At 54.3% G+C, this 24141-nt stretch carries 24 protein-coding genes; 13 read left to right on the plus strand and 11 right to left on the minus strand.

Annotation, left to right across the window (positions count from 1 at the left end; translation table 11 throughout):
* From Q1A43_RS19845 to Q1A43_RS19870, 6 genes are all read right to left on the minus strand, one after another.
* On the minus strand, positions 1 to 1303 hold a 1303-nt coding region (locus Q1A43_RS19845), incomplete at its 3' end, for a VCBS domain-containing protein (protein WP_299938148.1).
* 904 nt (positions 1304 to 2207) lie between these two features.
* Positions 2208 to 2390, minus strand: a complete 183-nt coding sequence (hemP, locus tag Q1A43_RS19850) for a hemin uptake protein HemP (protein ID WP_299927238.1) — start codon at positions 2388 to 2390, stop codon at positions 2208 to 2210.
* Positions 2391 to 2607: 217 nt separating this feature from the next.
* Complete coding sequence (locus Q1A43_RS19855) at positions 2608 to 3360, minus strand: ATP-binding cassette domain-containing protein (protein WP_299938151.1); 753 nt, start codon at positions 3358 to 3360, stop codon at positions 2608 to 2610.
* The gene (locus Q1A43_RS19860) at positions 3357 to 4301 is read right to left on the minus strand and encodes an iron chelate uptake ABC transporter family permease subunit (protein ID WP_299938154.1); all 945 of its coding nucleotides are present in this window, start codon (positions 4299 to 4301) and stop codon (positions 3357 to 3359) included. The genes Q1A43_RS19855 and Q1A43_RS19860 overlap by 4 nt, the downstream gene beginning before the upstream one ends.
* A complete protein-coding gene (locus tag Q1A43_RS19865; RefSeq protein ID WP_299938360.1) occupies positions 4291 to 5241 on the minus strand; it encodes an iron chelate uptake ABC transporter family permease subunit in 951 nt (316 codons plus the stop codon). The genes Q1A43_RS19860 and Q1A43_RS19865 overlap by 11 nt, the downstream gene beginning before the upstream one ends.
* A 15-nt stretch (positions 5242 to 5256) precedes the next feature.
* On the minus strand, positions 5257 to 6147 hold the full coding sequence (locus Q1A43_RS19870) for a siderophore ABC transporter substrate-binding protein (protein WP_299938158.1): 891 nt from the start codon (positions 6145 to 6147) through the stop codon (positions 5257 to 5259).
* 132 nt (positions 6148 to 6279) lie between these two features.
* Here Q1A43_RS19870 and Q1A43_RS19875 point away from each other — a divergent pair, with 132 nt between their 5' ends.
* From Q1A43_RS19875 to Q1A43_RS19890, 4 genes are all read left to right on the plus strand, one after another.
* The gene (locus tag Q1A43_RS19875) at positions 6280 to 6564 is read left to right on the plus strand and encodes a DUF2218 domain-containing protein (protein WP_299938161.1); all 285 of its coding nucleotides are present in this window, start codon (positions 6280 to 6282) and stop codon (positions 6562 to 6564) included.
* A 507-nt stretch (positions 6565 to 7071) separates the two neighbouring features.
* The gene (locus Q1A43_RS19880) at positions 7072 to 7650 is read left to right on the plus strand and encodes a sigma-70 family RNA polymerase sigma factor (RefSeq protein ID WP_299938163.1); all 579 of its coding nucleotides are present in this window, start codon (positions 7072 to 7074) and stop codon (positions 7648 to 7650) included.
* Entirely contained in the window at positions 7651 to 8286 is a 636-nt protein-coding gene (locus tag Q1A43_RS19885) for a ChrR family anti-sigma-E factor (protein WP_299938166.1), read from the plus strand.
* Between the two features lie 177 nt (positions 8287 to 8463).
* Positions 8464 to 8973, plus strand: a complete 510-nt coding sequence (locus Q1A43_RS19890) for a fasciclin domain-containing protein (protein ID WP_299938169.1) — start codon at positions 8464 to 8466, stop codon at positions 8971 to 8973.
* 47 nt (positions 8974 to 9020) lie between these two features.
* Here Q1A43_RS19890 and Q1A43_RS19895 read toward each other — a convergent pair whose 3' ends face one another.
* Both Q1A43_RS19895 and Q1A43_RS19900 read right to left on the minus strand, forming a co-directional pair.
* A complete protein-coding gene (locus Q1A43_RS19895; protein ID WP_299938172.1) occupies positions 9021 to 9746 on the minus strand; it encodes an SDR family NAD(P)-dependent oxidoreductase in 726 nt (241 codons plus the stop codon).
* Positions 9743 to 10510: a DUF1365 domain-containing protein gene (locus Q1A43_RS19900; protein ID WP_299938362.1), complete on the minus strand. Its 768-nt coding sequence runs from the start codon at positions 10508 to 10510 to the stop codon at positions 9743 to 9745. Before Q1A43_RS19900 ends, Q1A43_RS19895 begins: the two co-directional genes overlap by 4 nt.
* A gap of 121 nt (positions 10511 to 10631) precedes the next feature.
* On the opposite strand from Q1A43_RS19900, the gene Q1A43_RS19905 reads away from it, so the two are divergent.
* From Q1A43_RS19905 to Q1A43_RS19925, 5 genes are read left to right on the plus strand one after another with little or no spacing between them, the layout of a single operon-like run.
* The gene (locus tag Q1A43_RS19905; protein ID WP_299938364.1) at positions 10632 to 11981 is read left to right on the plus strand and encodes an FAD-dependent oxidoreductase; all 1350 of its coding nucleotides are present in this window, start codon (positions 10632 to 10634) and stop codon (positions 11979 to 11981) included.
* Entirely contained in the window at positions 11920 to 13077 is a 1158-nt protein-coding gene (locus tag Q1A43_RS19910) for a cyclopropane-fatty-acyl-phospholipid synthase family protein (RefSeq protein WP_299938174.1), read from the plus strand. Before Q1A43_RS19905 ends, Q1A43_RS19910 begins: the two co-directional genes overlap by 62 nt.
* Positions 13070 to 13564, plus strand: coding sequence for a hypothetical protein (locus Q1A43_RS19915; protein WP_299938177.1), 495 nt, complete (start codon positions 13070 to 13072; stop codon positions 13562 to 13564). Before Q1A43_RS19910 ends, Q1A43_RS19915 begins: the two co-directional genes overlap by 8 nt.
* Entirely contained in the window at positions 13561 to 14787 is a 1227-nt protein-coding gene (locus tag Q1A43_RS19920) for an MFS transporter (RefSeq protein WP_299938180.1), read from the plus strand. The genes Q1A43_RS19915 and Q1A43_RS19920 overlap by 4 nt, the downstream gene beginning before the upstream one ends.
* Positions 14787 to 15344 (plus strand): DUF3833 domain-containing protein, encoded by a 558-nt coding sequence (locus Q1A43_RS19925; RefSeq protein ID WP_299927080.1) that lies wholly within the window; start codon positions 14787 to 14789, stop codon positions 15342 to 15344. Before Q1A43_RS19920 ends, Q1A43_RS19925 begins: the two co-directional genes overlap by 1 nt.
* Before the next feature lie 441 nt (positions 15345 to 15785).
* Here Q1A43_RS19925 and Q1A43_RS19930 read toward each other — a convergent pair whose 3' ends face one another.
* A complete protein-coding gene (locus Q1A43_RS19930) occupies positions 15786 to 16679 on the minus strand; it encodes a LysR family transcriptional regulator (RefSeq protein WP_299938183.1) in 894 nt (297 codons plus the stop codon).
* A 210-nt stretch (positions 16680 to 16889) separates the two neighbouring features.
* On the opposite strand from Q1A43_RS19930, the gene Q1A43_RS19935 reads away from it, so the two are divergent.
* From Q1A43_RS19935 to Q1A43_RS19950, 4 genes are all read left to right on the plus strand, one after another.
* On the plus strand, positions 16890 to 18512 hold the full coding sequence (locus Q1A43_RS19935) for a long-chain-fatty-acid--CoA ligase (RefSeq protein WP_299938186.1): 1623 nt from the start codon (positions 16890 to 16892) through the stop codon (positions 18510 to 18512).
* Entirely contained in the window at positions 18513 to 19616 is a 1104-nt protein-coding gene (locus tag Q1A43_RS19940) for a dimethylsulfoniopropionate demethylase (protein ID WP_299938188.1), read from the plus strand.
* An 85-nt stretch (positions 19617 to 19701) separates the two neighbouring features.
* Entirely contained in the window at positions 19702 to 21348 is a 1647-nt protein-coding gene (locus tag Q1A43_RS19945; protein WP_299938190.1) for a BCCT family transporter, read from the plus strand.
* A gap of 74 nt (positions 21349 to 21422) precedes the next feature.
* Positions 21423 to 22451, plus strand: a complete 1029-nt coding sequence (locus Q1A43_RS19950; protein WP_299923724.1) for a GlxA family transcriptional regulator — start codon at positions 21423 to 21425, stop codon at positions 22449 to 22451.
* Positions 22452 to 22455: 4 nt separating this feature from the next.
* Here the strand turns inward: Q1A43_RS19950 and Q1A43_RS19955 are convergent, their stop codons facing one another.
* Positions 22456 to 23826 carry an FGGY-family carbohydrate kinase gene (locus Q1A43_RS19955; protein ID WP_299938192.1) on the minus strand — a complete coding sequence of 457 codons (1371 nt, stop codon included), beginning with the start codon at positions 23824 to 23826 and terminating at the stop codon, positions 22456 to 22458.
* Positions 23823 to 24137 (minus strand): L-rhamnose mutarotase, encoded by a 315-nt coding sequence (locus Q1A43_RS19960; RefSeq protein WP_299923728.1) that lies wholly within the window; start codon positions 24135 to 24137, stop codon positions 23823 to 23825. The genes Q1A43_RS19955 and Q1A43_RS19960 overlap by 4 nt, the downstream gene beginning before the upstream one ends.
* Positions 24138 to 24141: the final 4 nt, after the last annotated feature.

Consider the following 24141-nt stretch of genomic DNA (forward strand, 5'->3'; position numbering starts at 1 on the left):
CGCTCGCACCATCTTCGACAGCATTGCCAAGGCCCGCCGCCAAGGTCGGCGCGTCATTGGTGCCGGTGACGGTGATGGTTACAGTTGCGGTATCGGAATCTCCATCTGCGTCAACAACGAGATATGTGAAGGACACATCGCGCGTCTCACCTTCGGCCAAGTCTTCAAATTCACCGTTGGGATCATAGGTAAAACTTCCCACCACTGGCGTGGCCGGAAGAGGATAGGTAGGCGTGCCTTCGACGAAAGTGAAGACACCCACACTTGGCCCAGAAACCAATGTAACAGATTGGGCAACATCAGGAACATCATCATTGAGCAACACGGATGGGAACCCAACCGCGCTGTCCCCTTCGGCAACTCCGACCATATCGTCATTCGCGACAACCGCCTGATCGGTGGGATCAAGAACGACCCCATCCACAATCACTTGCAGGTTTTCAAACTCACGAGCCGTTAGATCAAAGGCTGTGAACTGAAAGGCCGCTGTATTGGCTTGCCCCGAATGGGGGCTGGTGTTTGCAGCCAAAAAGACAAGGTATTGTGCCACATCATTTTGAACATCCGGGCTCAGCCATTCCGCTGCCGTCATGTTCAATGTGAGCGTATCAATGCCGCGCCCACCACGATACTCATCGCTCGCACCAATGTTGTCGCCAAGTGTGTACACAGCGACATCATCGCCATATCCCGCGACAACAAAATCGTTACCTGCACCGCCCTGAACCGTGTCATCACCGCGCCCTGCAAGCAAGAAATCATTGCCGCTGCCGCCATCTAGAACATCGTTGTATTGAGGCTGGTTGCCATGCCAATGGTAACGGTGCCAAAACCCTCCAAACCCAAAGGTATCGCCAATAAGAACATCATTGCCGGCTCCGCCAAATAAGCTATCCGATCCGCTGCCGCCTATGAGAAGGTCATTGTCATCACCTCCGTCCAAGAGGTCGTCACCGCTTCCACCATTTAGATAATCACGACCGGCACCACCTAAAACAGTGTCTTGGCCCTCGCCACCACTCAAAACGTCCCGGCCAGTGCCACCGTCCAACGAGTCATCCCCCTCTCCGCCCGAGAGAATGTCGTCACCAGAACCACCTTCCAGAGTGTCGTTGCCGTCGTCTCCGTAAAGCCTGTCACGGCCGCTCCCGCCAACAACAGAGTCGTTGCCATCGCCACCGTAAATTCGATCGTTGCCCGCCAGACCATGAAGGGTATCATCCCCATCGCGGCCTTTTATTTTGTCATTACGATTTGTACCGGAAATTGCATCAGACGCATTTGTGCCGTTAATTCTGGCCATTTTATCCCCCAAAAAAATAAATTTGGCTTAAAAATGCCCACGAGTTAAAATCTAACCCTGGGTCAATTAGGCGCGATGAATGCTCAGTCTGTCAAGGGAAAGGTATTCACCAGAGTCATAAATAAGAAGCCGCCCTATCCTCTTGTTTTCATGACAAATATTGAATTTTTAACACCCTCAGGGTGTGCTTTCTTGCGAATATCCCCCATAGGGTGCAAAAAAGAACCATCCAAAATAAAACCAAACCCTTTCACGATGCATGTGATTTGTTTTCTTAGATTCTTTTTCTTTTCACGGCACTTTTCCAAATATGTTGGATTTTGCAGCTCCAATTGAAGGGATATCAACCCAGGCGGTAGACATACAGAAAATACACACCTCACCTCTATTTATTCCTTAGAACACACAGAAATAATTTTTCAGGTCTATTCATATTGGGCAACCAAAACTCATGGGGAACGTCGATCTTGGACATTTCATCATCCATGATCAAACACCCAGATATAGGGTCAAATCAAGCTCCAGAAACCTTGCCTTAGAGCACCATCAAAACGCTTAACACGAGCGCAATTGCAGGCAGGAAGGTTTTTAGACAGTAATCGCATTGATTGAATTCAGCTTGTTCTCAGCGCCTCGTGACCACCAGAACGGTAGGTATCGCTATCCAAAGCCGCAACGCCACCCATCACAACAGAAACCATTCTGTTCAAACTCAGGCCCTCGAAAGAGGACGTCCGAGTACTACGGTCAGCCTAAGACCCAATGTGGCGGCGCGGCTTTCAAGCCTGTCATGCGCCTGGCTGGCATCTTGCAAGGCAAACGCCTCGGAGTTACCCGAACACCCGGAAGTTGATCGAGAATGTCGCGGCAGCTGATGTTTTGGCAGGAACAAATAATCATGGCGTCACTTGGTCAGGATGAGCTTGCCGGATTTGGTGATCCGCAGCGTATAGTGTTTGTCATCCAAGGCAATCGTCGCCTGATTGCCACCGTCAGTCAGATGCAGCGCGTCATAGAGAGGGTTTTGAGCGACCGGCGTGTTGCTTGGGCGCGTCGCTTGGCCTTGGTCTTTGGGATCATCTGACATGTTCGACAAGTTATCCAAAATCCATTCAATCGGGTCAGCGTCACAGCAACTCACGCTTTGCAAATCATCAAAATCGCGACGCAGATCGTAGCAACACGGCGATGTGGTGATGTCTTGCATGAGGCACCTTTGTGAAACGCCTTTGGCGGGCAACGGCTTTCTGACAAATTTACTCGGACAAATCAAGCCTGACTTTTTTACTCTGTTATTTTTCTGATCAGACCTGAACCAGAACTCTGTTTTCATGTCTGATAACGTTGGCGTCTGTGTTAAAAATCTGGGTCAGCAAGTCTTGGGAAACGATGTCACGCGGCGCACCACAGGGGCCGAGCGTACCATCGACAAGTGTGACCATATGATCAGCATAGGAACAGGCATAGTTGATGTCGTGCAGCACTGTCACGATGGTACGACCATGATCGCGGGTTAACCCCAGTAACAACGCCATGAGCGAGCGGCTTGCCGCAATATCGAGATTGTTCAGGGGTTCATCCAGCAACACATATTCGGTGTCTTGGGCAAAGGTCATCGCCACCTGCGCGCGCTGCCGCTGCCCTCCGGACAGGCTATCGAGCGGACGATCGGCAAGCGCGACGAGGTCAAAGGCCGCTATGGCGTTTTGAACATGCGCAACATCCTGCGGCCCCGGCCGCCCCTTGTGATGCGGATAGCGGCCAAATCCAACCAGCTCGCGCACTGTCAAACGCGGCGCGGTCTCGGATGCTTGAGGCAGGATCGCCAGTTTTCGCGCCAAGACATCGCTTTTGGTGGTTGTCACATTGAGACCATCCACGTTGACCGCGCCGCTCTGTAGCGGCATCAGGCGCGCAACCAACCCCAACAAGGTCGATTTCCCGGCACCGTTCGCGCCGACCAAAGCGGTGATCCCACCCTTGGGAATTTCGAGCGTTAGATCCTCCAAAATCGGAGCAGAACCGTAGTGATAGGAGACCCCGGAGATGGAGATCATTTTCTTATTCCCTTTAGAAGCAAGACAAGGAACACAACGCCGCCCAAGACATCGATAACAACAGAAAGCGGGGTTGAGAGCTGTAGCGCCCGTTCCATAATCGTCTGCCCTCCAACCAAGGTGATCGCCGAAATCAAAGCAGCCGAGGGCAAAAGCACAGTGTGATAGGGGCTTGGGGTGATCAGATGGGCGATCGACACGACCAACAACCCAAGGAAGGCCACCGGGCCAACCAAGGCCGTCGATACCGAAACAAGAACCGCAATGAGAACAAGCGCTTCGATCTGGCCGCGTCGCGGGTTTTCACCCAAGTTTGTCGCCGCGTCATGGCCGAGCGCCAGAACATCCAGCCGAAACCGCATCCGCCAACAGGCCAAAAGTGCCCCCCCCAATAGGACCATTGCAAGCCCAAGTAGGTCGGTTTCGATTTGAGTAAAACGGGCAAAGCTTGAGACCTGGATGACCGCGAATTCATTGGGGTCAATCATCCGCTGCATGAAGCTGGTCAAAGAGCGAAACAAAGTTCCGCAGATAATCCCGGTCAGGATCATCCGCATCAAATCGTGGCGGGCCTGAAACAACAACGTCCCAAAGAGGATCAAAGACGCCGCCACTAATGCCGCGACATTCACCAAAAACACCGCAACGGGTGGCAGTTGCACATACCCCTGCCCGCCAAGCGAAAACACCGCACCAGTCAGAAGCAAGACAAACAGCGCATCAAACCCCATGATCGAGGGCGTCAAAATGCGGTTCTGGGTGATGGTTTGGAACAAGACGGTTGCGGTGCTAACCGACACCGCCACAACCAATAACGCACCCAGTTTTGCGCCGCGAAACGGCAGAACAAACCCCCAATTCCCCCGCGCGCCTAGCGTCATAAACGCCACGCAACACAGGGCCAAGACGCCGGTCAAAATCCACATCCGCCTAGCGTGCATGACGCGGCCCCGCATACAGCAGCCAAAGGAAAACAACCGCGCCGATCACGCCAAAGACTGTACCGACCGGGATTTCGAAAGGGTAGCGCAACAGCCGCCCCAATATGTCAGAAACAAGCACCAGCCCCGCCCCCATCAAGGCCACAATTGGCAGGGTCGCGCGCAGGTTATCGCCAAAACGGCGCGAGATGACATTTGGCACAACAAGCCCGACAAAAGGTATCATTCCAACAGTCACAACGGTCAGCGCCGTGACGATTGACACCGCCACCAACCCCAAGAGCACCACCTGCATATAGTTCAGACCAAGGTTGACCGACGCCGTGCGCCCTAGCCCAACAATGGCCAGTTGATCGGCAATCAGATAGGTCAGCGCGCCGATCGCCGCCGCAATCCAAAGCAGTTCATAGCGCCCACGCAAGACGCCAGAAAACTCGCCCGACATCCAGACATCAATGTATTGCAGCAGGTCGTATTGATAGGCAAAAAACGTCACCGCCGCCCCAAGCAACCCGCCATAAACCATACCCACCAAAGGGGTGAGCAGCGGCTGGGTTGGCGGCAGCCGCCGCACGATAGCCAAGAACCCAAGACTTGCAATGAGTGCCGTGGCCGAGGCAAATGTCATGCGCAGCAAAAGCGGGGCTGCGGGCATCACAACGGTTGCAATCAAGATGCCAAGAGCAGCCCCCTGCCCGGTTCCCGCCGTCATTGGTTCGACAAATCGATTGCGTAGGATTTGCTGCATGATCGTACCCGAAATCGCCAGAACGGCGCCGGTTATGATCACGGCAATGGTTCGGGGAAAGCGGCTTTGCGCCACAAGGCGCAGCGCCTCGGGGTCGCGCACCAAATCTGTGGGTGACATATCGATCACCCCGACAAACAACGACAGCATGGCGAGCGCCAAGAGGCCCAAAAGCCCAATCATTCCCGCCATGCCTCTTGTCATGGATCAGCTTCCGGCCAGCGCCGCAGAAATTTGATCTAGGGTCTGGGTCATCGACTGAATACCACCGCCGGCGATATAAAGCGGGCCACTGTCGAGATAAATCACCCGGCCGTTTTCCCAAGCCTTTGTCTGATGTACCAGCTCGTTATCCAAGGTTGCCGCCGCGCGTTCGCCTTCGCGGCCAATAGCGGCCAAACGATCCACGACGATCAAGATGTCTGGGTTGGCGTCACGGATAAACTCAAAACTGATCGCCTCACCATGGGTGGTTTTCTCCACCTCACTCACCGCCTCAGGAAGGTTCAACGCTGTGTGCAGCCATCCAAAACGCCCCCCCGACCCATAGGCCGATACTTTGGGTCCGTTGGTCATGACAATCAGGGCGGTGCCTTGATCGGCAACCGATGCCTTGGTGGCGTCTAGTTTGGCATTAAAGGCGTCGGCCAGCGCTTGGGCTTCTGCTTCCTTGCCAAAAATCTTGCCATAGGCATCCAGGCGGGCAAGGCCCTGACCAACCGTGTCTTCCCAAATTGTCATATCGACGGTTGGGGCGATTTTGGCCAGATCCGGAGCCACTTTGGAGGACCGTCCACCGGCGATGATCAGGTCCGGGGCCAGCGCAGCCACCGCTTCGAAATCTGGTTCAAACAAAGAGCCAATCGGGGAAGCTCCGGCCTTGGCGTCATCAAGGTATGTAACAAAGATCGGCCCCACGACGCCATCGGGCGACACGTTGAGCGCCGCGAGGGTGTCGAGTGCCGCGACATCAAAAACCGCAATCTTTTCAGGGGACAACGGCACGTCGGCCATACCGGCATAGGTCTCAATCGAGACGGTTTCTGCCTGAACCAATGTGGCCATCACAGACAAGGACAAGGCGAGCTTCTTGAGCATATCACACTCCTGCTTTGTCGCATGGCTGACCTGAGGGCTGGCTTTGCGCTTTGAATTTCAGGGCTTGATTAGGCGCTTGAAAAAGGCGAGTCCAGCATTAACTGACTTTTTCTATCAGATAAGGACATACACATGTTTAAGCTCACCGGAACATTCGCCACACAAAACGGCCCAAAATACTTGCAACAGCTTTGCAAGCACTTCGCCCATAAGATCGACGTCACCCATAGTGACACAGAAGGCACCTGTAGCTTTCCAATGGGTCAGGCGGTTCTAAAAGCTGATGATGCAGGCCTGACAATCCGCTTTGAGTTGAAGGACCAAGACGCGGTAGACCCGGCGCGCAACGTCATCGACAGCCACCTTGAACGCTTTGCCTTTCGAGAAAACTTCAAACACATGACTTGGAGTGCATGAGAATTTCAGGTCCAATGTGTTCGGTGTTGGCGGCGACGGTTCAGCTTTGATTTAAAACAAGAAAAGACTGAAACTGTCGTCGCAGTGTAGCAGAGCAACACTCCTTTAAATGGGCCACGCGAACCTCCGACATGGCCGAAAGCCCCAAACGAAAGTGACGCAAAATCAAGCCAGTGCCATCGGCTGCAATTTCCGCAGTCGTGCAAGCAACACAGGACACTCGATAAATAGCCAGGCGTGGTTCCGATGGCTCCCCTATTCGTAAAACGGATCGTTCCACACCATACAATGTCGGTAAAAAAGAAACCCGAAAGCTCAATTTGCTAACGCCAGACCGATGCAGCATTTGGCAATACTTTTGGAGCAAACGAAGCGCCGGAAATCTGACCAGACCAAAAACCTGCACTATTTCCTGATCCAAGTGATCCAAAGTTTGCACTCGGACGTAGTGTAGGTATGATCGTTTCAAGCCTACATATGCCGACTGCTAGACCTGTTCGAAGCGGTATGCCAAAATCGGGAAAACCTTTGCCGGAGCAATCGCAGAAAACGTCAGAGCTAACTGTCTGGCTGATTGCGGTTCGGGACAATCGTGACCGAGCGGCTTTCGCACAGCTATTTGATTACTTTGCGCCGCGTCTGAAAGGCTTTGTGATGCGCAGCGGCATGGGATCGGCGCAGGCTGAAGAAATCGTCCAAGATGTTATGCTAACCGTTTGGCGTAAAGCGTCGATGTTTGATCCACACCGGGCACAGGCGTCGGCGTGGATTTATCAGATCGCCCGCAACCGGCAGATCGACATCATCCGCAAAGAACACCGCCCCATACCAGATGAGTTGGCGCAAGACCCCGGTTCAGAGCCAGACGCCAGTCAAATACTGGCTTTTGACCAAGAGGCCGAACAGCTGAAAACGGCCATCGATCAACTGGGGCCGGATCAAAAAGACATGATCGAAAAGGCCTATCTGGGCGATCTCACACATCAAGAGATCAGCGCCCAAACTGGCCTGCCGCTTGGCACTGTAAAATCTCGCATTCGGCTGGGCCTTCGCCGCCTGCGCAAAGAGTTAGAAGGGTTGCGTTAAATGAGTGCAATCACACATCATATTCCTGATGCCATGATGGCGGCCTACGCCTCTGGCAATCTTCCTCATCCGTTCGCTGTTGTTGTCGCCACACATGTGTCGCTATGTGCGGAATGCCGGGCGGCGCTTGGTGCGCATCAAACGGTTGGTGGCGCGCTGCTTGAACGGTCCGACCATGTGTCGGTGTCGGCTGGATTGAAATCTGATCTTATGGCGATGCTTGATGATCCAGTGGTACCCGAACCGATATTTGAACGACAAGGTATCTACCCGGGGCCCGTTGTCGAGGCGTTGAAAGGCAAACCGCCGCGTTGGAAAACCCTAGGTATGGGTGTCAAGCAGAGCATTTTGTCCGAAACCGGCGGTGGCTCTGTCCGGTTGCTTTATATTCCGGCGGGGCAAGCTGTGCCGGATCACAGTCACAACGGCCTTGAATTGACGCTGGTTTTGCAAGGCAGTTTTAGCGACGAGACCGGAAGATACAGCGCTGGTGATGTCGAGATAGGTGATGAAGACTTGGAACACACCCCGATTGCCGATGCCGGGGACGCCTGTATTTGTCTTGCGGCAACCGATGCACCCTTGCGGTTTAACGCCTTTGTCCCGCGCTTGTTGCAGCCGTTCTTCCGGATCTAACGGTTGCTACATAGTCAAATCCCAAAGGCCCGCACAGTGCGGGCCTTTTCCATTGTATCGCATTGTTATTTATAACGTTTTCGTGACTTTGACATCCAAAAAGAACCCCTATCCGTATCCTAAGTACGACTAAAAATTGCAACGGGTCACACACCCATTCGTACTTGGAGACAGACTATGAAAACCACCTTCAAAGCGGCCATTGCTGCCCTTGCCTTGACCACAACCGCGGCACAGGCCAGCACAATCGTAGAGATCGCGGCAGCAGACGAGCGTTTCTCAACCCTTGTCGCGGCCGTTAGCGCGGCCGGCTTGGCCGACGCGTTGTCCGGCCCCGGTCCTTTCACCGTATATGCACCCATCAACGATGCCTTTGCAGCGTTGCCAGACGGCACAGTTGAGACCTTGCTCAAGCCCGAAAACAAAGACCAGCTGACCAATGTGCTTCTCTATCATGTAGATGATCGCAAACTGTCTGCGGACATGATCCCGACCGGATCGACCTACTTCAAACCCATGCTGACAAGCGAACGCCTTTGCATCACCGCAAACGGCGAAGGCGTCAAAATTGCCGACGGTTCCGGTGAGATGGCCAATGTTGTGATTGCAGATATTCAAGCCGACAACGGCGTGATCCACGTCATTGATAAGGTTCTGTTGCCCGGCAACCGCCCGGATTGTCACTAAATCAAACGGGCCCCGTACCTGTGTGCGGGGCCTCATTTTCCAGCTACTTATTGACCACGATAAACAAGCCAGTCCGGCAACATATCAAACGCCTTGATCCCCCATGAAAACGGCCGTGGGAAATCGGTTCGAAACCGCTTGCCCCGCATCGCGTGCAACACCTTTTTGGCGGCGGCTTCGGGCGCCATCAATTGTGGCATGGCAAAGCTATTCTTGTCCGTCAGACGGGTTTTGATAAACCCCGGGTTGATGATCCGAACATTGACACCGGTGTCTTTCAGGTCGTGGCGCATGGTTTCGGCAAGGCTGATCAATGCCGCTTTGCTAGCTCCATAGCCGATGGCAGAGGGCAAACCTCGATATCCGGCCAAGGAGCCGATCAGAGTAATATCACCCTGATTTTTTTCAACAAACCCTGGAACCACATGGCCCAACACCCGCAATGCACCGGTCAAATTCACGTCTAACATCGTTAGCGCTGCTTGGCTGTCCCATGCTTTGGCGCTCATGGGCTCATAGGCCCCAGCGTTATAGATGACCCCGTCAATCGGGCCAAGTTCTTGCACCGCCCTAGCCACCGATTGGGGATCGGTGACATCCATGGGCAGCACCGTCGCTGCGCCGATGACCTCCAAGAGGTCTTGCAAACGGTGAGCCGATCGCGCCGATAACACAACATGTGCGCCGTGTTGTGCCAACCCTTTGGCAATCTCGCGCCCCAAGCCTTCGCTGGCCCCGATCAGCCAAAAGGTCTTGCCATCAAACATTTTCACGCCTCTGCCTTGGAGGCTTTGCAGTTGGACACCAAGGGTTTTGGTGGCTTTGGCTTGCGTCGAAAAGGGGCCCCTTTGAGCCAGAGTTTCAGGGCTTGCCAATAAATCAGCGCCACGACACGCACCGCCCCAAACGGCCGACGCAGTGCAACGCTTGCCAAGCCTTTCGACGTTGCGGGGGCCCGTAGCCCATTGAGTGTCGCCAAAACCCCTTGATCGCCATTCTCATAGGAAATGCGAATGTTGAACGCCCGATCACTCATATCAAACCCAAAGCGGTACTGGCCCGCGACTTGCTGAAACGGAGAAACATGCATCAGCTTTTCGGCCTCAAGGATTTCATCCCGTTTGATAGGGCGAAAATCATCTTGGGCACAAAAGTAACAATGTCGATGTCCAAACGTGTTGTTGACCTCGGCGATAAAGGCGCGCGGAGTGCCATCGATGACCGCAATCCAAAAGCTAACTGGGTTAAAGTGAAACCACAAAAAGCTTGGCTGGGTCAAAAGCAACAACTGCGCACGCTCTACCGGAAATCCGCGCCTTTGCAACTCGGTGCGAAACCATTCGACCCCTGCCCCATGTCCACGAGGGCCGCCATGATGGCGGTCATGGATCGAAAACAGGTTGAACCGATTGCGTGACAAAAGCGGTGGGGCACCGGTGGTCATATCGGTCAACACGTAATCCACCCCATAGCGAAAGGCATTTTTCATACGGCCGCGGCGGGCGTGATAGGTTTGGGCAGAGACAAGTTCAATCATACAGCTAATACGGACGTCCGCCGTTGGTGGATCACTCAAGAAATAGGTTTTTGAGCACAAAGTGATCCAACTGCTGATCTGCTGCGTATCCCCTTCAAACACAACCATGAACGAGGACCGCATGTTGGATCAAACCCAAGGCCCGCGCCGCAAGATCGCCATCGTCGGAGGCGGCATTTCCGGATTGTCGGCGGCCTACTACCTGTCCGCGCAACATGATGTGACTCTGTTCGAAGCCGCACCGCGTTTGGGCGGCCATGCGCGCACTGTTCTGGCTGGCAAATCTGGCGATCAGCCTGTCGACACGGGCTTTATCGTTTTCAACTACGCGACCTATCCCTACCTGACCCGCCTTTTCCGGGAATTGGACGTGCCGGTGATCAAAAGCGAGATGAGCTTTTGCGCCAGCATCGACGACGGCAAGATCGAATATGGTCTAAATAGTCTTGCAGCGATTTCGGCACAAAAACGCAACCTTGTACGGCCACAGTTTTATAAGATGGTTGCCGACATCCTTCGTTTTGGCAAAGAGGCCGAAGCCGCCGCGATCGATGACGACAAAACCATCGGTGAGCTGGTCGACGAATTGTGCCTTGGGCGGTGGTTTCGCGACAACTATCTCATGCCAATGTGCGGTGCGATCTGGTCAACCCCGGTGACCGATGTCGACGCTTTTCCTGCCAAATCCCTGATCCAGTTTTTCCGCAATCACGCACTTTTGGCCGGAACCGGCCAGCATCAATGGTGGACCGTCAAAGGCGGCAGCATCGAATATGTGCGCCGCCTTGAGACCGCTCTTGTGGCGCGAGGATGTCAGATCCACACCGCGACACCGATTGAGCAGGTCACACGGGACAAGGCGGGTGTCACAGTTGTGGCGCAAGGCCAAGGGGCGCAGGACTTTGATGATGTAATCTTTGCCTGCCACTCTGACCAAGCCCTTAAGATATTAGGGAATAACGCAACCACGTCGGAAACAGCGGCGCTTGGCTCAATCCGTTACCAGCCCAATACCGCGGTCTTGCATTGTGATGAAGGGCAAATGCCTAAACGGCGCGGATGTTGGTCCAGCTGGGCCTATCGCAGCCAAGATGGTGGCGTCGGTGTGACCTATTGGATGAACCGGCTACAGAATATCCCTGAAAGCGATCCGCTTTTTGTGACGCTCAATCCGACGAAGCCGATACCAGCCGACAAAATCTATGATCGCGTCGAATTTTCGCATCCCGTGTTCGACAAGGCGGCACTTCAGGCGCAACGCGAATTGAGGGCGATGCAGGGCCAGAACAAGACCTGGTTTGCCGGAGCCTATAATCGCCACGGATTTCACGAAGACGGCATCGCCAGCGCCATGCGGATTGTCCGCATGATGAACACCCCCAGCGCCCTGACCACCAAAGGACACCAGCATGACATTGACGAACAAAGCCATGACATCACAATTTCTGGAAACCTGCGCGCAACTGCGTGAGGGGCAACTGACACTGCGCACACCTGATGGCGCGCGTTATCAGTTCGGAGATCACGGCCCCGAAGCCGAGATGCAGATCCACGATTGGGCTGCTGTCTCGGCGATGGCAGCGCATGGTCAAGTTGGATTGGGCGAGGCCTATGTTCAGGGCTTGTGGGATACACCTTCGATAGAAGGCTTGATGTCAGTCGCGATGCTGAACCGGGAGCATTTAGGAAAATATGATCAGGCAAACCCGTTCAATCGGGCCAAGTTTCGTCTTGTTGATAGAGTGTTGCGCGCCAACTCAAAACGCGGGTCCCGCACCAACATTCGGGCACATTACGATGTCGGAAATGAATTCTACCAGCTGTGGCTAGATGAAGGCATGACCTATTCTTCCGGTATTTTTGAACAGGGCGGCGACGATCTTGCCCAGGCACAGACCCGCAAAAACGATCGTGTTTTGTCGCGATTAAACGGCAACGAGAGCGTTTTGGAAATCGGCTGTGGCTGGGGCGGTTTTGCGGAACATGCCAGCTCAGAAGGCCGAAATGTTACGGGGGTGACCATCTCGCGCAATCAACACAGCTATGCCGATTGCCGGCTGGATGGACGCGCCGATATCCAATTGCGCGACTACCGTGATGTGCAGGGCAAGTACGACAACATCGTTTCCATAGAGATGATCGAAGCCGTAGGCGAAGCCTATTGGCCCAGCTATTTCAATACGTTGAAACGCAACCTCGCCGAAGGTGGGAAGGTCATGTTGCAGGCAATCACCGTGCGCGACGATTTCTTTGACAGCTATCGCGGCTCATCCGATTACATCCGGCAATATGTGTTTCCGGGAGGAATGCTCCTCTCTGACAAGGTCATCGCCACCCAAGCGAAATCCGCAGGTTTGGATGTGAAAGACAGTTTCGCCTTTGGTCAGGACTATGCCAAAACCTGCCGAATTTGGGCCGAACGTCTGTCAGAGCAAAAAGCCAAAATATTTGAGCAAGGCTATGGCGACAGCTTTTTTCGCAACTGGCAATACTACTTGGAAATCTGTGCGGCCTCCTTTGCGATTGGTCACACCAATGTTGTCCAAGTTGAGTTGGCCCATGCGTAAGCTGACCTTGGCCGCATTTTTGAGCCTTGTGCCGATTGCCAGCGCGGCAACACCGCTGTCTTCTGCGTTGCCCGGGGCGGAAATACGGGGGCAAGCGTCGCTGCGCTACTTGGGGGTGAAAATCTATGATGCAAAGCTTTTTACCAAAGGCGGGTCCGCTTTGGACTGGTCGCAGGATTTTGCGCTTGAGCTCACCTACAAGCGCAACCTGAGCCAGTATGATTTGGTCGAAGCGACCTTGCGTGAAATGTCTCGGATGGGCAATGCCATGCCAATTCGCACCCAACTTGAAACCTGTTATCAGGCGGTCGCGCCGGGAGATCGTTATTTAGCCATCAGTTCCGGGCCCGATCAACTTAGGTTTTGGCGCAATGACCGCGCGGCCTGCACCTTGTCGCAAAAGGGCATCAAGACCAAGTTCATGGAGATTTTCCTAGGGGACAATAGTCGCTCACGGCGCTTTTCACGGGCGCTTTTGGGGCAATGATGGTCTATCCACGGGTTAGCCTTTACGCCCTGATGTTAGCCTGCGCAGGCATCCCGCTATACATTCATCTACCGCAATTTGCCGCTACCGAACTGGGCATCGGGCTGGGAACATTGGGTGTGATTTTGCTGACCATCCGGTTGTTTGACCTCGTGCAAGATCCGCTGATCGGCTGGGCGATTGATCGTTGGCCGCACTGGCAAGGCGGGTTTGCATTTGCGGCCGCTGCGGGCCTTGCGGTCGGCTTTCCACTGTTGTTTGGGTTGCAAAGCGGGGCCTTTGTCGCGGCGAAATTGATTGCCGTTCTGATGTTATTATTTTCCGCCTACAGCCTTGGAATGATTTTGCTTTATGGTCGCTCTGCAACCTTGGCAAAATCGCCCCAAGCCAGCGATTTAATGACCCTTGCGAGCTATCGAGAAAGCGGCATGTTGGCTGGCGTTGTCCTTGCGTCGATTGCCCCGAGCATCTTGGTAGGGTTGGGAAGCACGGACCAAGGATATCACACCTTTGGACTTCTTTTGGGTGTGGTAGCGCTCATCGCAGGCGTTGCAACCAGACCGATCTGGACGCGCCCGGTTGTGGCCGGGCAGAAGATTAGCCTTGCGGCTTTGTCGCAAGCGGGCGGCGTCAAGTTGCTGATATTGGCAGTTCTTAACAGCTTGCCGGTGGCGCTCACTTCAACGCTGTTTTTGTTTTTTGTCCAAGATTATCTTGACCTGCCAACACTCGCCGGGCCTCTTTTGGTTCTTTTCTTTGTCTCAGCTGGTCTGAGCGTCCCTTTCTGGAGCCTTCTGGCCCGCAAAATTGGCGCGAAACCAACCCTACTCATTGCCATGCCACTAGCCATAGCAAGCTTTGTCGGAGCGGCCTTTTTATCTGCCGGAGATGCCTTTGGTTTTGCGCTGATATGCATGGCGTCCGGTGCGGCCCTTGGGGCGGATATGGTGCTATTGCCAGCGCTGTTCAGCATTGCCCTTACAAAGGCTGGTCTGAACGCCGCAACGGCGTTTGGCATCTGGTCCTTTGCTGGCAAGTTGGCTCTGGCACTTGCAGCGGCAATTGCTTTGCCAGCCTTGGAACTGCGCGGCTTTGCTCCGGCGTCGAACAACTCACCTGACGCACTGGCCGCGCTCGTAGCGGCTTATGCGATCCTGCCTTGTCTCCTGAAAACCGCAGCTTTTGGCTATGCCATGACGCTGCCATCTGAAAGTCCCTCGTGATGAAACTGTTTGCTGCCTGTCTTTTGATCCTGCTGATCGCCATAATCGCCAAAACCTATCTGTTTAGCTTTCGCTTCCAATCGCCCAACGACTATGCGCAAACCGGGCCACAGTTCGACTTGAAAAAACACCTCTCTGGAGACATCCTCTCTGAAGGGTTAATCTTTGGCCCCAACGGTAAAATGACCAACAGTTTTGTCGCCAAAATGGTCGGGAAATGGGATGGAGACACCGGAACTCTGACCGAAGAATTCACCTATTCCAACGGCAAAACTCAAAGCCGCAAATGGTATCTTACCCTTGGGCCAAACAACACGTTTACGGCCACCGCGGACGATTTGGTAGGCGTAGCGCAAGGTATCGTTTCGGGATCAACAGTTCAGTTGTCGTATGAGATCATTCTGCCAAAAGATGCAGGCGGCCACACCCTAAAAGCCACCGACTGGATGTATCTCACCGCAGATGGCGCGATTATGAACAAATCAGAGATGCGCAAGTTCGGCCTGAAAGTTGCAGAACTCATCGCGACAATGCGAAAAGTCGATAGCACCCAGTGAGGCGGATTTTGCATCAGGGAAAAGTTCTATCTCTCCTCGTTACAATAGGTCAAAGACATAGCTTTGCCCCCTGCTCCATTAGCTTCTTATGAACGAGAACAATCCGCTCTAAGTGCACGCGCCCGTCACACTGGCAATCATCTTTGCGCAGTACATTGCTCCATAAAAATAGCGCGATATTGGGTGGCGCGGGCTATCTGAACATTGATTTGGTCATAACCAGGGGCACCGGTTTTCTTTACATGGTTGGGACACGCTCATAGAACCGTCGACTAGGGGCGTCGGTCCGAAAAACCGAAACAGAGCACGCAACGACCGGCGTCATATTTGTCTATTCGAGCGCAGCCACAACACGTTTTGATCTCATCAAAGGGTTTGGCAAAACCTAAATTGTCTGCGCCAAGGCCATGCCGCAATTTGCATTTCTCTTCCGAACTGGTTCTAACTTTCGTCGGGGCCTTTCAAATACCGCAACACCATTTCCCCCCGCTGCGTTTCAAAGAAACCAGGACGGCCAACAAGCCAATAGCCCGCTCCGGAGGTTAAAACATGCGGTGATAATCGGATTAGGCTTTGGCTGGTCAAAAGGTCATCTACTATGCCCAACCAAGCCAAGGCGACCCCTTGCCCGGCCAAGGCCATGTGCAAGGCCAGACCGTGATCGTTGACCGAAATCCGCTGCGCCTCTGGGGGTTGTTTGTGGCGTTGCTTGCGGCACCAATCATCCCAGCCAAGCCACCGGTTTTCGGGATCATCTTGTTCGATAATCCGCGCCCCTTTCGGCCAATCGAACGGATCATCCGGTGAGGCACGCTCGGCCAATCCGGGCGCGGCCACCGGACACACCTCCTCCAAAATCAAAAGCTCTGCGTCAAATCCAGCCCAATCGCCCCGGCCAAATACGATCCAACAATCTGCTTGTTCCCGCCACAGATCCGCGTCCTTTTTGACAGTGATCAGTTTGGTGTTGAGATCAAGCTCCTCCGCCAGAATCGGCAAGCGCGGCGACAACCAATACGTTCCGATGCCGGGATATGTCGCGATTGTGAAGCTGGGCTTGGCTGCCGATTGACGAAGGTCATTTGATGTTTGCCGGATGGCATCAAAAGAGCGGGACACGGTTTCAAATAGCTCATGCGCGGGCCCGGTTGGAACCGGCCGCCCCTGCCGTTTGTCAAAAAGGATGACCCCCAGGTCCTCTTCTAAGCGCTTGATCTGGTAACTAATTGCAGGTTGCTGAACGTTCAAAGATTTGGCCGCTGCTGTAAAGCTTCGCAGGCGGTACGCCTCTTCAAAGGCACGCAATCCCTTCAGAGTTGGCAAATCTTTAGTCATTGAATTTTTCGATCCTTATCGAATTTTTTTCCATATATTCCAGCGCAGATTTTCGATCTAAGCAGTAGCCCAAGAACTGCACTAAAGCGAGCCAAGACAGACCGTCAAGTACGGGTGTCTCCATCGCACTGCTTTCTCATATATGTGAATGCCGGGTTGAATGCTTGGCACTCAATTGAACGTCGGATGGTCTTTTTGGGAGGAGCGACCATGCAAATTCATTACGACGGTCTGCAAAAGACCGACGCTAATTTTGTGCCTTTGTCACCTGTCTCGTTCCTTCACCGGGCGGAAAAGCTGCATGGCGATCGTTTGGCCGTCGTCTATGGCGATGTGCGGGTCAGTTGGTCGGATTTGGCGGGGCGCATTCGCACCGTTGCCAATGGTCTTACCGCTCGTGGTCTTGGCAAGGGTGACACGGTTTCGGTCTTGTGCCCCAATACCCCACAACTGTTTGAACTCCAGTTTGCAGTGCCTATGACTGGTGCGGTGATCAACACGTTGAACACCCGCCTCGAAGCCGAGACAATTGCCTATATCCTTGATCATGCGGATACCAAACTGGTGATTGTGGATGCAGAACTGTCAGGGACCCTAGCCCAAGCTTTCGAAACTCTGGGCCGCTCCATTGAAACCATTGAAATCGTCGACCCCCATTCACAGGCTGTGCCGAGGCTTGGCGGTGATCTCTATGAAAGCCTTGTTCAAGGTAAACCCGTTCAAAAAACCGGCCTTCCAGCGGATGAATGGGATGCTATCGCTCTGAACTATACCTCCGGCACATCCGGGCGCCCAAAGGGCGTGGTTTATCATCATCGCGGTGCCTATTTGATGGCGATGGGCACGGTTGCCGCGTGGCAGGTGCCGCATTACCCGGTCTATCTTTCCGTTGTGCCGATGTTTCACTGCAATGGCTGGGGCCATCCCTGGGTTATGGCCATGCTTGGCGCGACAACGGTGTTCACCCGCACCCCTGCCCCAGACAAGCTTTTGGAGGCCATCCAAACCCATAGCGTGACCCATATGGGGGCCGCTCCAATTGTGTTGCAAATGTTGGTCGACGCCGCGGATCAGGCGCAAACCCAATTTGACCCGCCTGTGCGGGCCCTAACCGCTGGGGCGCCGCCACCGCCATCGGTTTTGGAAAAGTCCCGCGCCATGGGATTGGATGTGATGCAGGTTTACGGGCTGACCGAAACCTATGGGCACATCTCAAAATGTCTCTGGCAGGATGGTTGGGACGCGGCTGACCCCGCCGAACAATCCCGGCTTCAGGCGCAACAAGGCATCGCCTTTCCCATGGTTCAAGAGGTCGCGGTGATTGACCGCGACACTGGAGAACCCGTCCCCCAAGACAGCACCCAACAAGGTGAAATCGCTGTTCGCGGCAACACGGTTATGAAAGGCTATTACAAAGACCCCGAAGCCACTGCACAGGCGTTTGCCAACGGCTGGTTCTGGTCGGGTGATGGCGCTGTGGTCGACACAGGTGGCTATATCCAGATCAAGGACCGCCTCAAAGATGTGATCATTTCAGGCGGGGAAAACATCTCTTCGGTCGAAGTTGAAGCCGTCATTTATGATCACCCCGCCGTTCTTGCCGCGGCGGTCATTGCCAAACCCGATCCGAAATGGGGCGAAGTTCCCTGCGCTTTTGTCGAGTTGCGCGCCGACATGTCGGCCAACGCCGATGAGATCATCCAATTTTGCCGATCCCGCCTTGCCGGGTTCAAAACACCTAAATCGGTGGTCTTTGGTGAATTGCCCAAAACCTCCACCGGCAAAATCCAAAAATTTCAACTGCGCCATTTGGCGCTGGATACGAGGTCCTGAATGTCTCTTCTTTCTCCATCCCGTCGCCTGCGTGAGACTCCGTTCTCGGCCGGTGTGAAGGCCGCCGGTGTCAAAGCCTATACGGTCTACAATCACATGTTGCTGCCCACGGTGTTTGATGATGTCGAACGCGATTATCATCACCTGAAAAACCATGTTCAGGTTTGGGACGTGTCGGTGGAACGACAGGTTGAATTGATCGGTCCTGACGCCTCCAGACTGATGCAGCTGCTCACGCCCCGCGATCTGACCAAGATGCAGGATGACCAATGTTACTACGTCCCGATCGTTGATCAAAAGGGGCGTATGCTCAATGATCCAGTGGCGATCAAACATAGCGAAACCCGTTGGTGGATTTCCATCGCCGATAGTGACCTGCTTTTGTGGGCCAAAGGTTTGGCGATTGGCGCAGGTTTTGATGTCGAGGTATTCGAGCCCGACGTCGCCCCATTGGGGGTTCAGGGGCCAAAGGCCGGACAATTGATGGAACGGGTCTTTGGCCCAGAAGTCCACGACATTCGCTTTTTCCGCCACAAACGGCTGCCCTTTGGCGAGTCGTCCTTCATCGTGGCGCGGTCCGGCTATTCCAAACAGGGTGGCTTCGAAATTTACGTCGAGGACCGTAACCTTGCGATGCCGCTTTGGGACGCTCTGTTTGCGGCCGGCCCAGATCTAACTGTTCGGGCCGGGTGCCCAAACTTGATTGAGCGCATTGAGGGCGGGTTGTTGAGCTATGGCAATGACATGTCGATGGAGAACACACCGTTAGAATGCGGGTTGGACAAGTTCTGCAACGCACCTGAAAGCGTTAATTTTATCGGTAAAGCGGCGCTCAAGGCCGAAGCTGAAGCCGGACCAAAACGCAAAATCCGGGCCGTCGCAATCGACGGTGATCCGGTAAGCGCCACGACAACAGCGTGGCCCCTGAACAGCGGTGAAACGGTTGTAGGTCAGATTACATCGGCCGCTTGGTCCCCAGATTTTCAAACAAATGTGGCCATCGCGATGGTTGATGCCGGTTTTTGGGAGGCGGGAACGTCCCTAACGGCCGACACGCCCGAAGGGCAACGAACGGCCACAGTCCAAGCCGGATTCTGGAAGTAACCACACCAAAAGCAAGACCTGAAGTCTCTCGGCGGACATGCGTTCGCCGAGCCAAGAAACCTGTGTCAAAAAGGGAGGGACACCAATGTCAAATGAACCACCGCTGATGGAATTGCCCATCAAGACCGCGGATGGCGGCTTTTATGATGGCTTTAGCAAAGACGTCACTATCACGGCCAAAGTCCTGATTGGGGCCTTGATTATATGGGCCGTCGCCTTTCCGGAGAATGCCGCCAGCGTCCTGAGCAGCATGAACAGCTTCCTATTGGCGAATTTCGCAACATGGTACATCTGGGTTGTTGCCTTCTTTATCTTGGTTTGCGTGGTTTTGGCGATTATTCCAAGTACTGGAAAGCTCCGCATGGGGATGGCCGATGATGCGCCGGAATTTTCAAGCTTCTCTTGGTTTTCTATGATGTTCGGCGCCGGGATCGGGATTGGCATGCTGACCTTTGCCACTGCCGAACCTATGTATCACTTTGCCAATAACCCCGAGGTTATCCAAGGGCTGGCCGAAGGCTCGACCGAGGGCAATGTGCGCTACGCCTACAAATGGTCGTTCCTTCACTGGGGCTTTTCGGCATGGGCTTGCTATGCCTTGGTCGGGCTGTCGCTTGGGTATTTTTCTTACCGTCGCAATCTACCATTGACCATTCGTTCGGGCCTTTCACCGTTGTTTGGCGCACGCCTATCGGGGCCATTGGGCCATGTGATCGACATCGTTGCGGTTGTTGCGACCGTGTTGGGTGTGGCGCAAACTCTGGGCTTTGGGGTCGAACAATTCGTCGCCGGTTTGCACCGAATTGGCTTTGGCGACTGGCTTTTGGATGCGGAAGGCAAAGCCACAACCACAGCCATTGTCGTGGCACTAGTTGTCATCATGGGTGCCTCAACTTTGTCCGCCCTTTCTGGCGTTGGCAAAGGCATCAAATGGCTGTCCAACATCAACATGGGCCTAAGCTTTTTCTTGTTGGCGTTCTTCTTGATTTTTGGATCCGCCGCCTTTGGCATACAGGCGCTTTTTGTCGGATTGTTTGACTACATCGTCGCCCTGCCTAGCTTACTGTTTACCGTTTGGCGCGCCGATAGCACCGAAACAGGCGACGCTTTGGCCTCGTGGCAGGGCGGATGGTCGGTGTTCTATTGGGCCTGGTGGATCGCATTTGCGCCCTTTGTCGGGGTGTTTTTGGCGCGTATTTCACGCGGGCGCACCGTACGGGAATATGTTTTGGGCGCGATCGTCATCCCGTCACTCATGTGCTTTGTCTGGTTCACCATTGTCGGTGGCACCGCCATTAACCTAACCCTGAACGGCACCGCTGGCGATGCGATCTCGGGCGCAGGTCAGCAAGCGCAGCTCTTTGCGATGCTCGATGTGATCCTGTCATCAGGGTTTGCTTGGGTAATGGCCGTGTTGGTTGTTATCTTGCTCTTGACCTATCTCGTGACTTCGGCGGATAGCGCGGTTCTTATTGTCAACACCATCAACTCTGGTGGTGACGAAGGTCCAAAGGGACGCCCTCATATCATTTTTTGGGGCGTTGCCCTTGCGATGGTTGTTGGAGCCCTGCTTGTGATCGGAGGTTTGGGTGCAATCCAAACTGCCATGGTCATTGGCGCGCTACCTTTTAGCCTTGTGATGGCCTTGATGGGCATTGCCTTGATCAAGGGTATCTTGCGCGACAGCAAACGCGAAGCCAACGGCGTCACCAGCGTCTATTCGGAAGACTAACCAATCAGGCAGGCCGAGCCACCCGTCGCTCGGCCTGCCTTTTCCCCGGATCAGTTCATTGAAAAGCAAACCCTATGACCAAGCTTGATCTCAACCTTCAATTCGCCACTAGCATTGCGCCACGGTCCATTTCACGACCTTTCGTTTTTGTTTTGCTGCCGGGTTTTTCGGCGATGAGTCTTAGCACCGCCGTTGAGGTCTTGGCCGGTGCCAATGCCGCCGGAGCCTCGCCTGTCTATTGTTGGAAGATCGTCAGCGCCGATGGCACCCCCGCCACCGCCTCGACGGGTTTGACCATGGCGGTTGACGATAGCCTGCCAGACATCCAACATGATGAAACCATTGTTTTATGTGGTGGTGCGCGGGTTGATGAACCGGTCGACTTGCAGGTGGTCAAATGGCTCCGCAAAGCTGCGCGTCACGGTGCCAAACTCGGGGCGATGGGCGGTGGCGGGACTGCGCTTTTGGCACAAACCGGGCTGTCATCGGGTCAAAGCATCGCCAGCCATTGGTCAACGGCTCCGGCCTTGCAAGAGAGCTTTCCCAACGCGGATATCACGCAATCTATCTTTGAAATTTCGGACAAGGTGATCACATGCCCCGGCGGCGCGACGGCCTTGGATCTGTTTATAAATGTCGTGTCCCAACACAACGGCATATCCTGTGCGCAAACCGTGGCGGGCGATTTGGCCTGTTCCAGTATTCGCGACAAACACACCGAACAAACATTTTCAATTGCGTGCCAGTTTGGCCGCCAAAGCCATCATTTGGAACAAGCGATCCAAGTGATGAAAACAAGCATCGAAGACCCGATTTCACCCTCCCAAGTTGCCGTTCAGGTCGGTGTATCGAGCCGCCAATTGGAACGCCTTTTCTCAAAACATCTTAACATGTCGCCCAAGGCTTTTAGCACGAAACTCCGCCTCGAACGGGCCCGCATTTTGCTGCAACAAACAGACTTGGCAATGATCGATGTCGCCATCGCCACCGGGTTCCAAAACACCACGCATTTTTCCAAACTGTATAAACGGCGGTTCGGTGTGACGCCTAGCAATGAGCGCGGCGTGGCGGTGCCTTGCTTTTCTGGAACCAACACACCGTGACCTTTTAGAGAAGGGCATGCCAGCTCTCTGCGTAGCGCGCCAAAAGGGGGGCAAACTCTGGCCTGTCCTGCATGTGAACCCGAGGCATCTCGGACGGTGACACCAACATCGCAGCTCCAAGGCTGGTCCCGGTTTTGGAACTGGCCGCGCCAACCCCATTGGGGCGCAACACCGCCAGCATATCAAGGAAATCTGCATTTCGGGCAAAGGGGCCTTCGACAAGTGTCGGCCCCTTGGCTCCGATCAGATCAAGGCATGTCTGCGTCATCAGAGCAAGATAGAGCGACAGCGCATAAATGCGTTCACCGTCTGACTGCGGTGGATTGCTCCAACTGAACACGCGACCAGAATACGGGCCGCTATTGGGCTCGACGGCGGGCAACAGCATGATTTTATTATGCAAAACAGTCATTCGATCTTGCTCGGAAGGCTCGACCGTTGAGGCGTCGCGGATGATTTCGTATTCGCGCCCCCCCATGAACCGCGCCGATGGGACGGGTGCCCCGACGGCGTTAACGTTCACCAAAGTGTCGCGCGCCGGGTCAAGTTTCACATCCCCCCCGTTAAGCGCCATGGCAACCACCCAAGTCCCCGTTGAAACAACGGAAAACGTATCCATGTCTCCCTGAAGATAAGGAACCAAAGAGGCATTGCTATCATGGATGCCGCAGACCACCGGTGTTGTCGCCCGCAATCCGGTCTTTGCGGCGGTCTCGGCCGTGATAACGCCCAAAACATGCGATGAAGGGAGCGCCGGAGCGAGCTTGTCAGACAGTCCCAATGTACCAACCAGCGTAGACGCCCGCCCGGTCCAGGGGTTCCAAAGGTCAGTATGACAGCCCAACGAGGTCACATCACAGGCCCATTGCCCCGTAAGACGATAGGCCCAGTATTGAGGATAGGTGATGACATGCGCGGTGCGGTCCAAAAGGGTTGGGTCACGCTCAAAAAGCCAATGTAATTGCGCCCCAACGTTCAATCCACCCGGCAATCGTGGTGACCCGGTTTCCGCAAAAATCGGACGGATTTTGTTATACGCCTCGTCGCACTCGTTCGGCCCGTCAAACTCATAGTCAAGCATCGGGGTCGCCAAGTCCCCGGCCTTGTCCAGCAACACAACCGAGGCCCCGTGGGTTGTGATCGAAATCGCATCAACGCCATGGCTCTTGTGAAACGCGGCTAGGTTTTCAAGGAAGAACGCCCAATGCCCCTCAAGGTCAAAATGCGGATAGGGGGCGGCATCAATAACCGTGTTCGGCCGGGTCACAACGGCTATTTCCGATAGGGTTTCACTGTCGACAAGCGCCAATTTGGCGTTGGTCTTGCCGACATCAATAACCGCAATGTGCTTGGGTGTTGGTTCCGGCCCGATCATGGCAAATGAAACACGGTTTCAAGCGGCTCAACCACCGGTTCGTTGTTGGGGTGGGTTTCCATCAGATCCGCCATATGCTCCCACCACCGTTGCATGACCGGATGGTTTGGCAGATCATCCATGGAATGCCCGTCTTTGCGCCACAACACCGCAAATAAATCACATGTGTCTTGGGCATAGTGGATCGAATAATCAACGATCCCAGCCTCTTTGAGCAATGTCACAAGATCAGGCCAAATCTCATCATGGCGTCTGCGGTATTCGTCGAGGTGTCCGGGCGTTAAGCGCATACGAAAGGCGATCTTTTCCATGACG

Source organism: uncultured Pelagimonas sp. (assembly GCF_947498515.1).
Lineage (GTDB): Bacteria > Pseudomonadota > Alphaproteobacteria > Rhodobacterales > Rhodobacteraceae > Pelagimonas.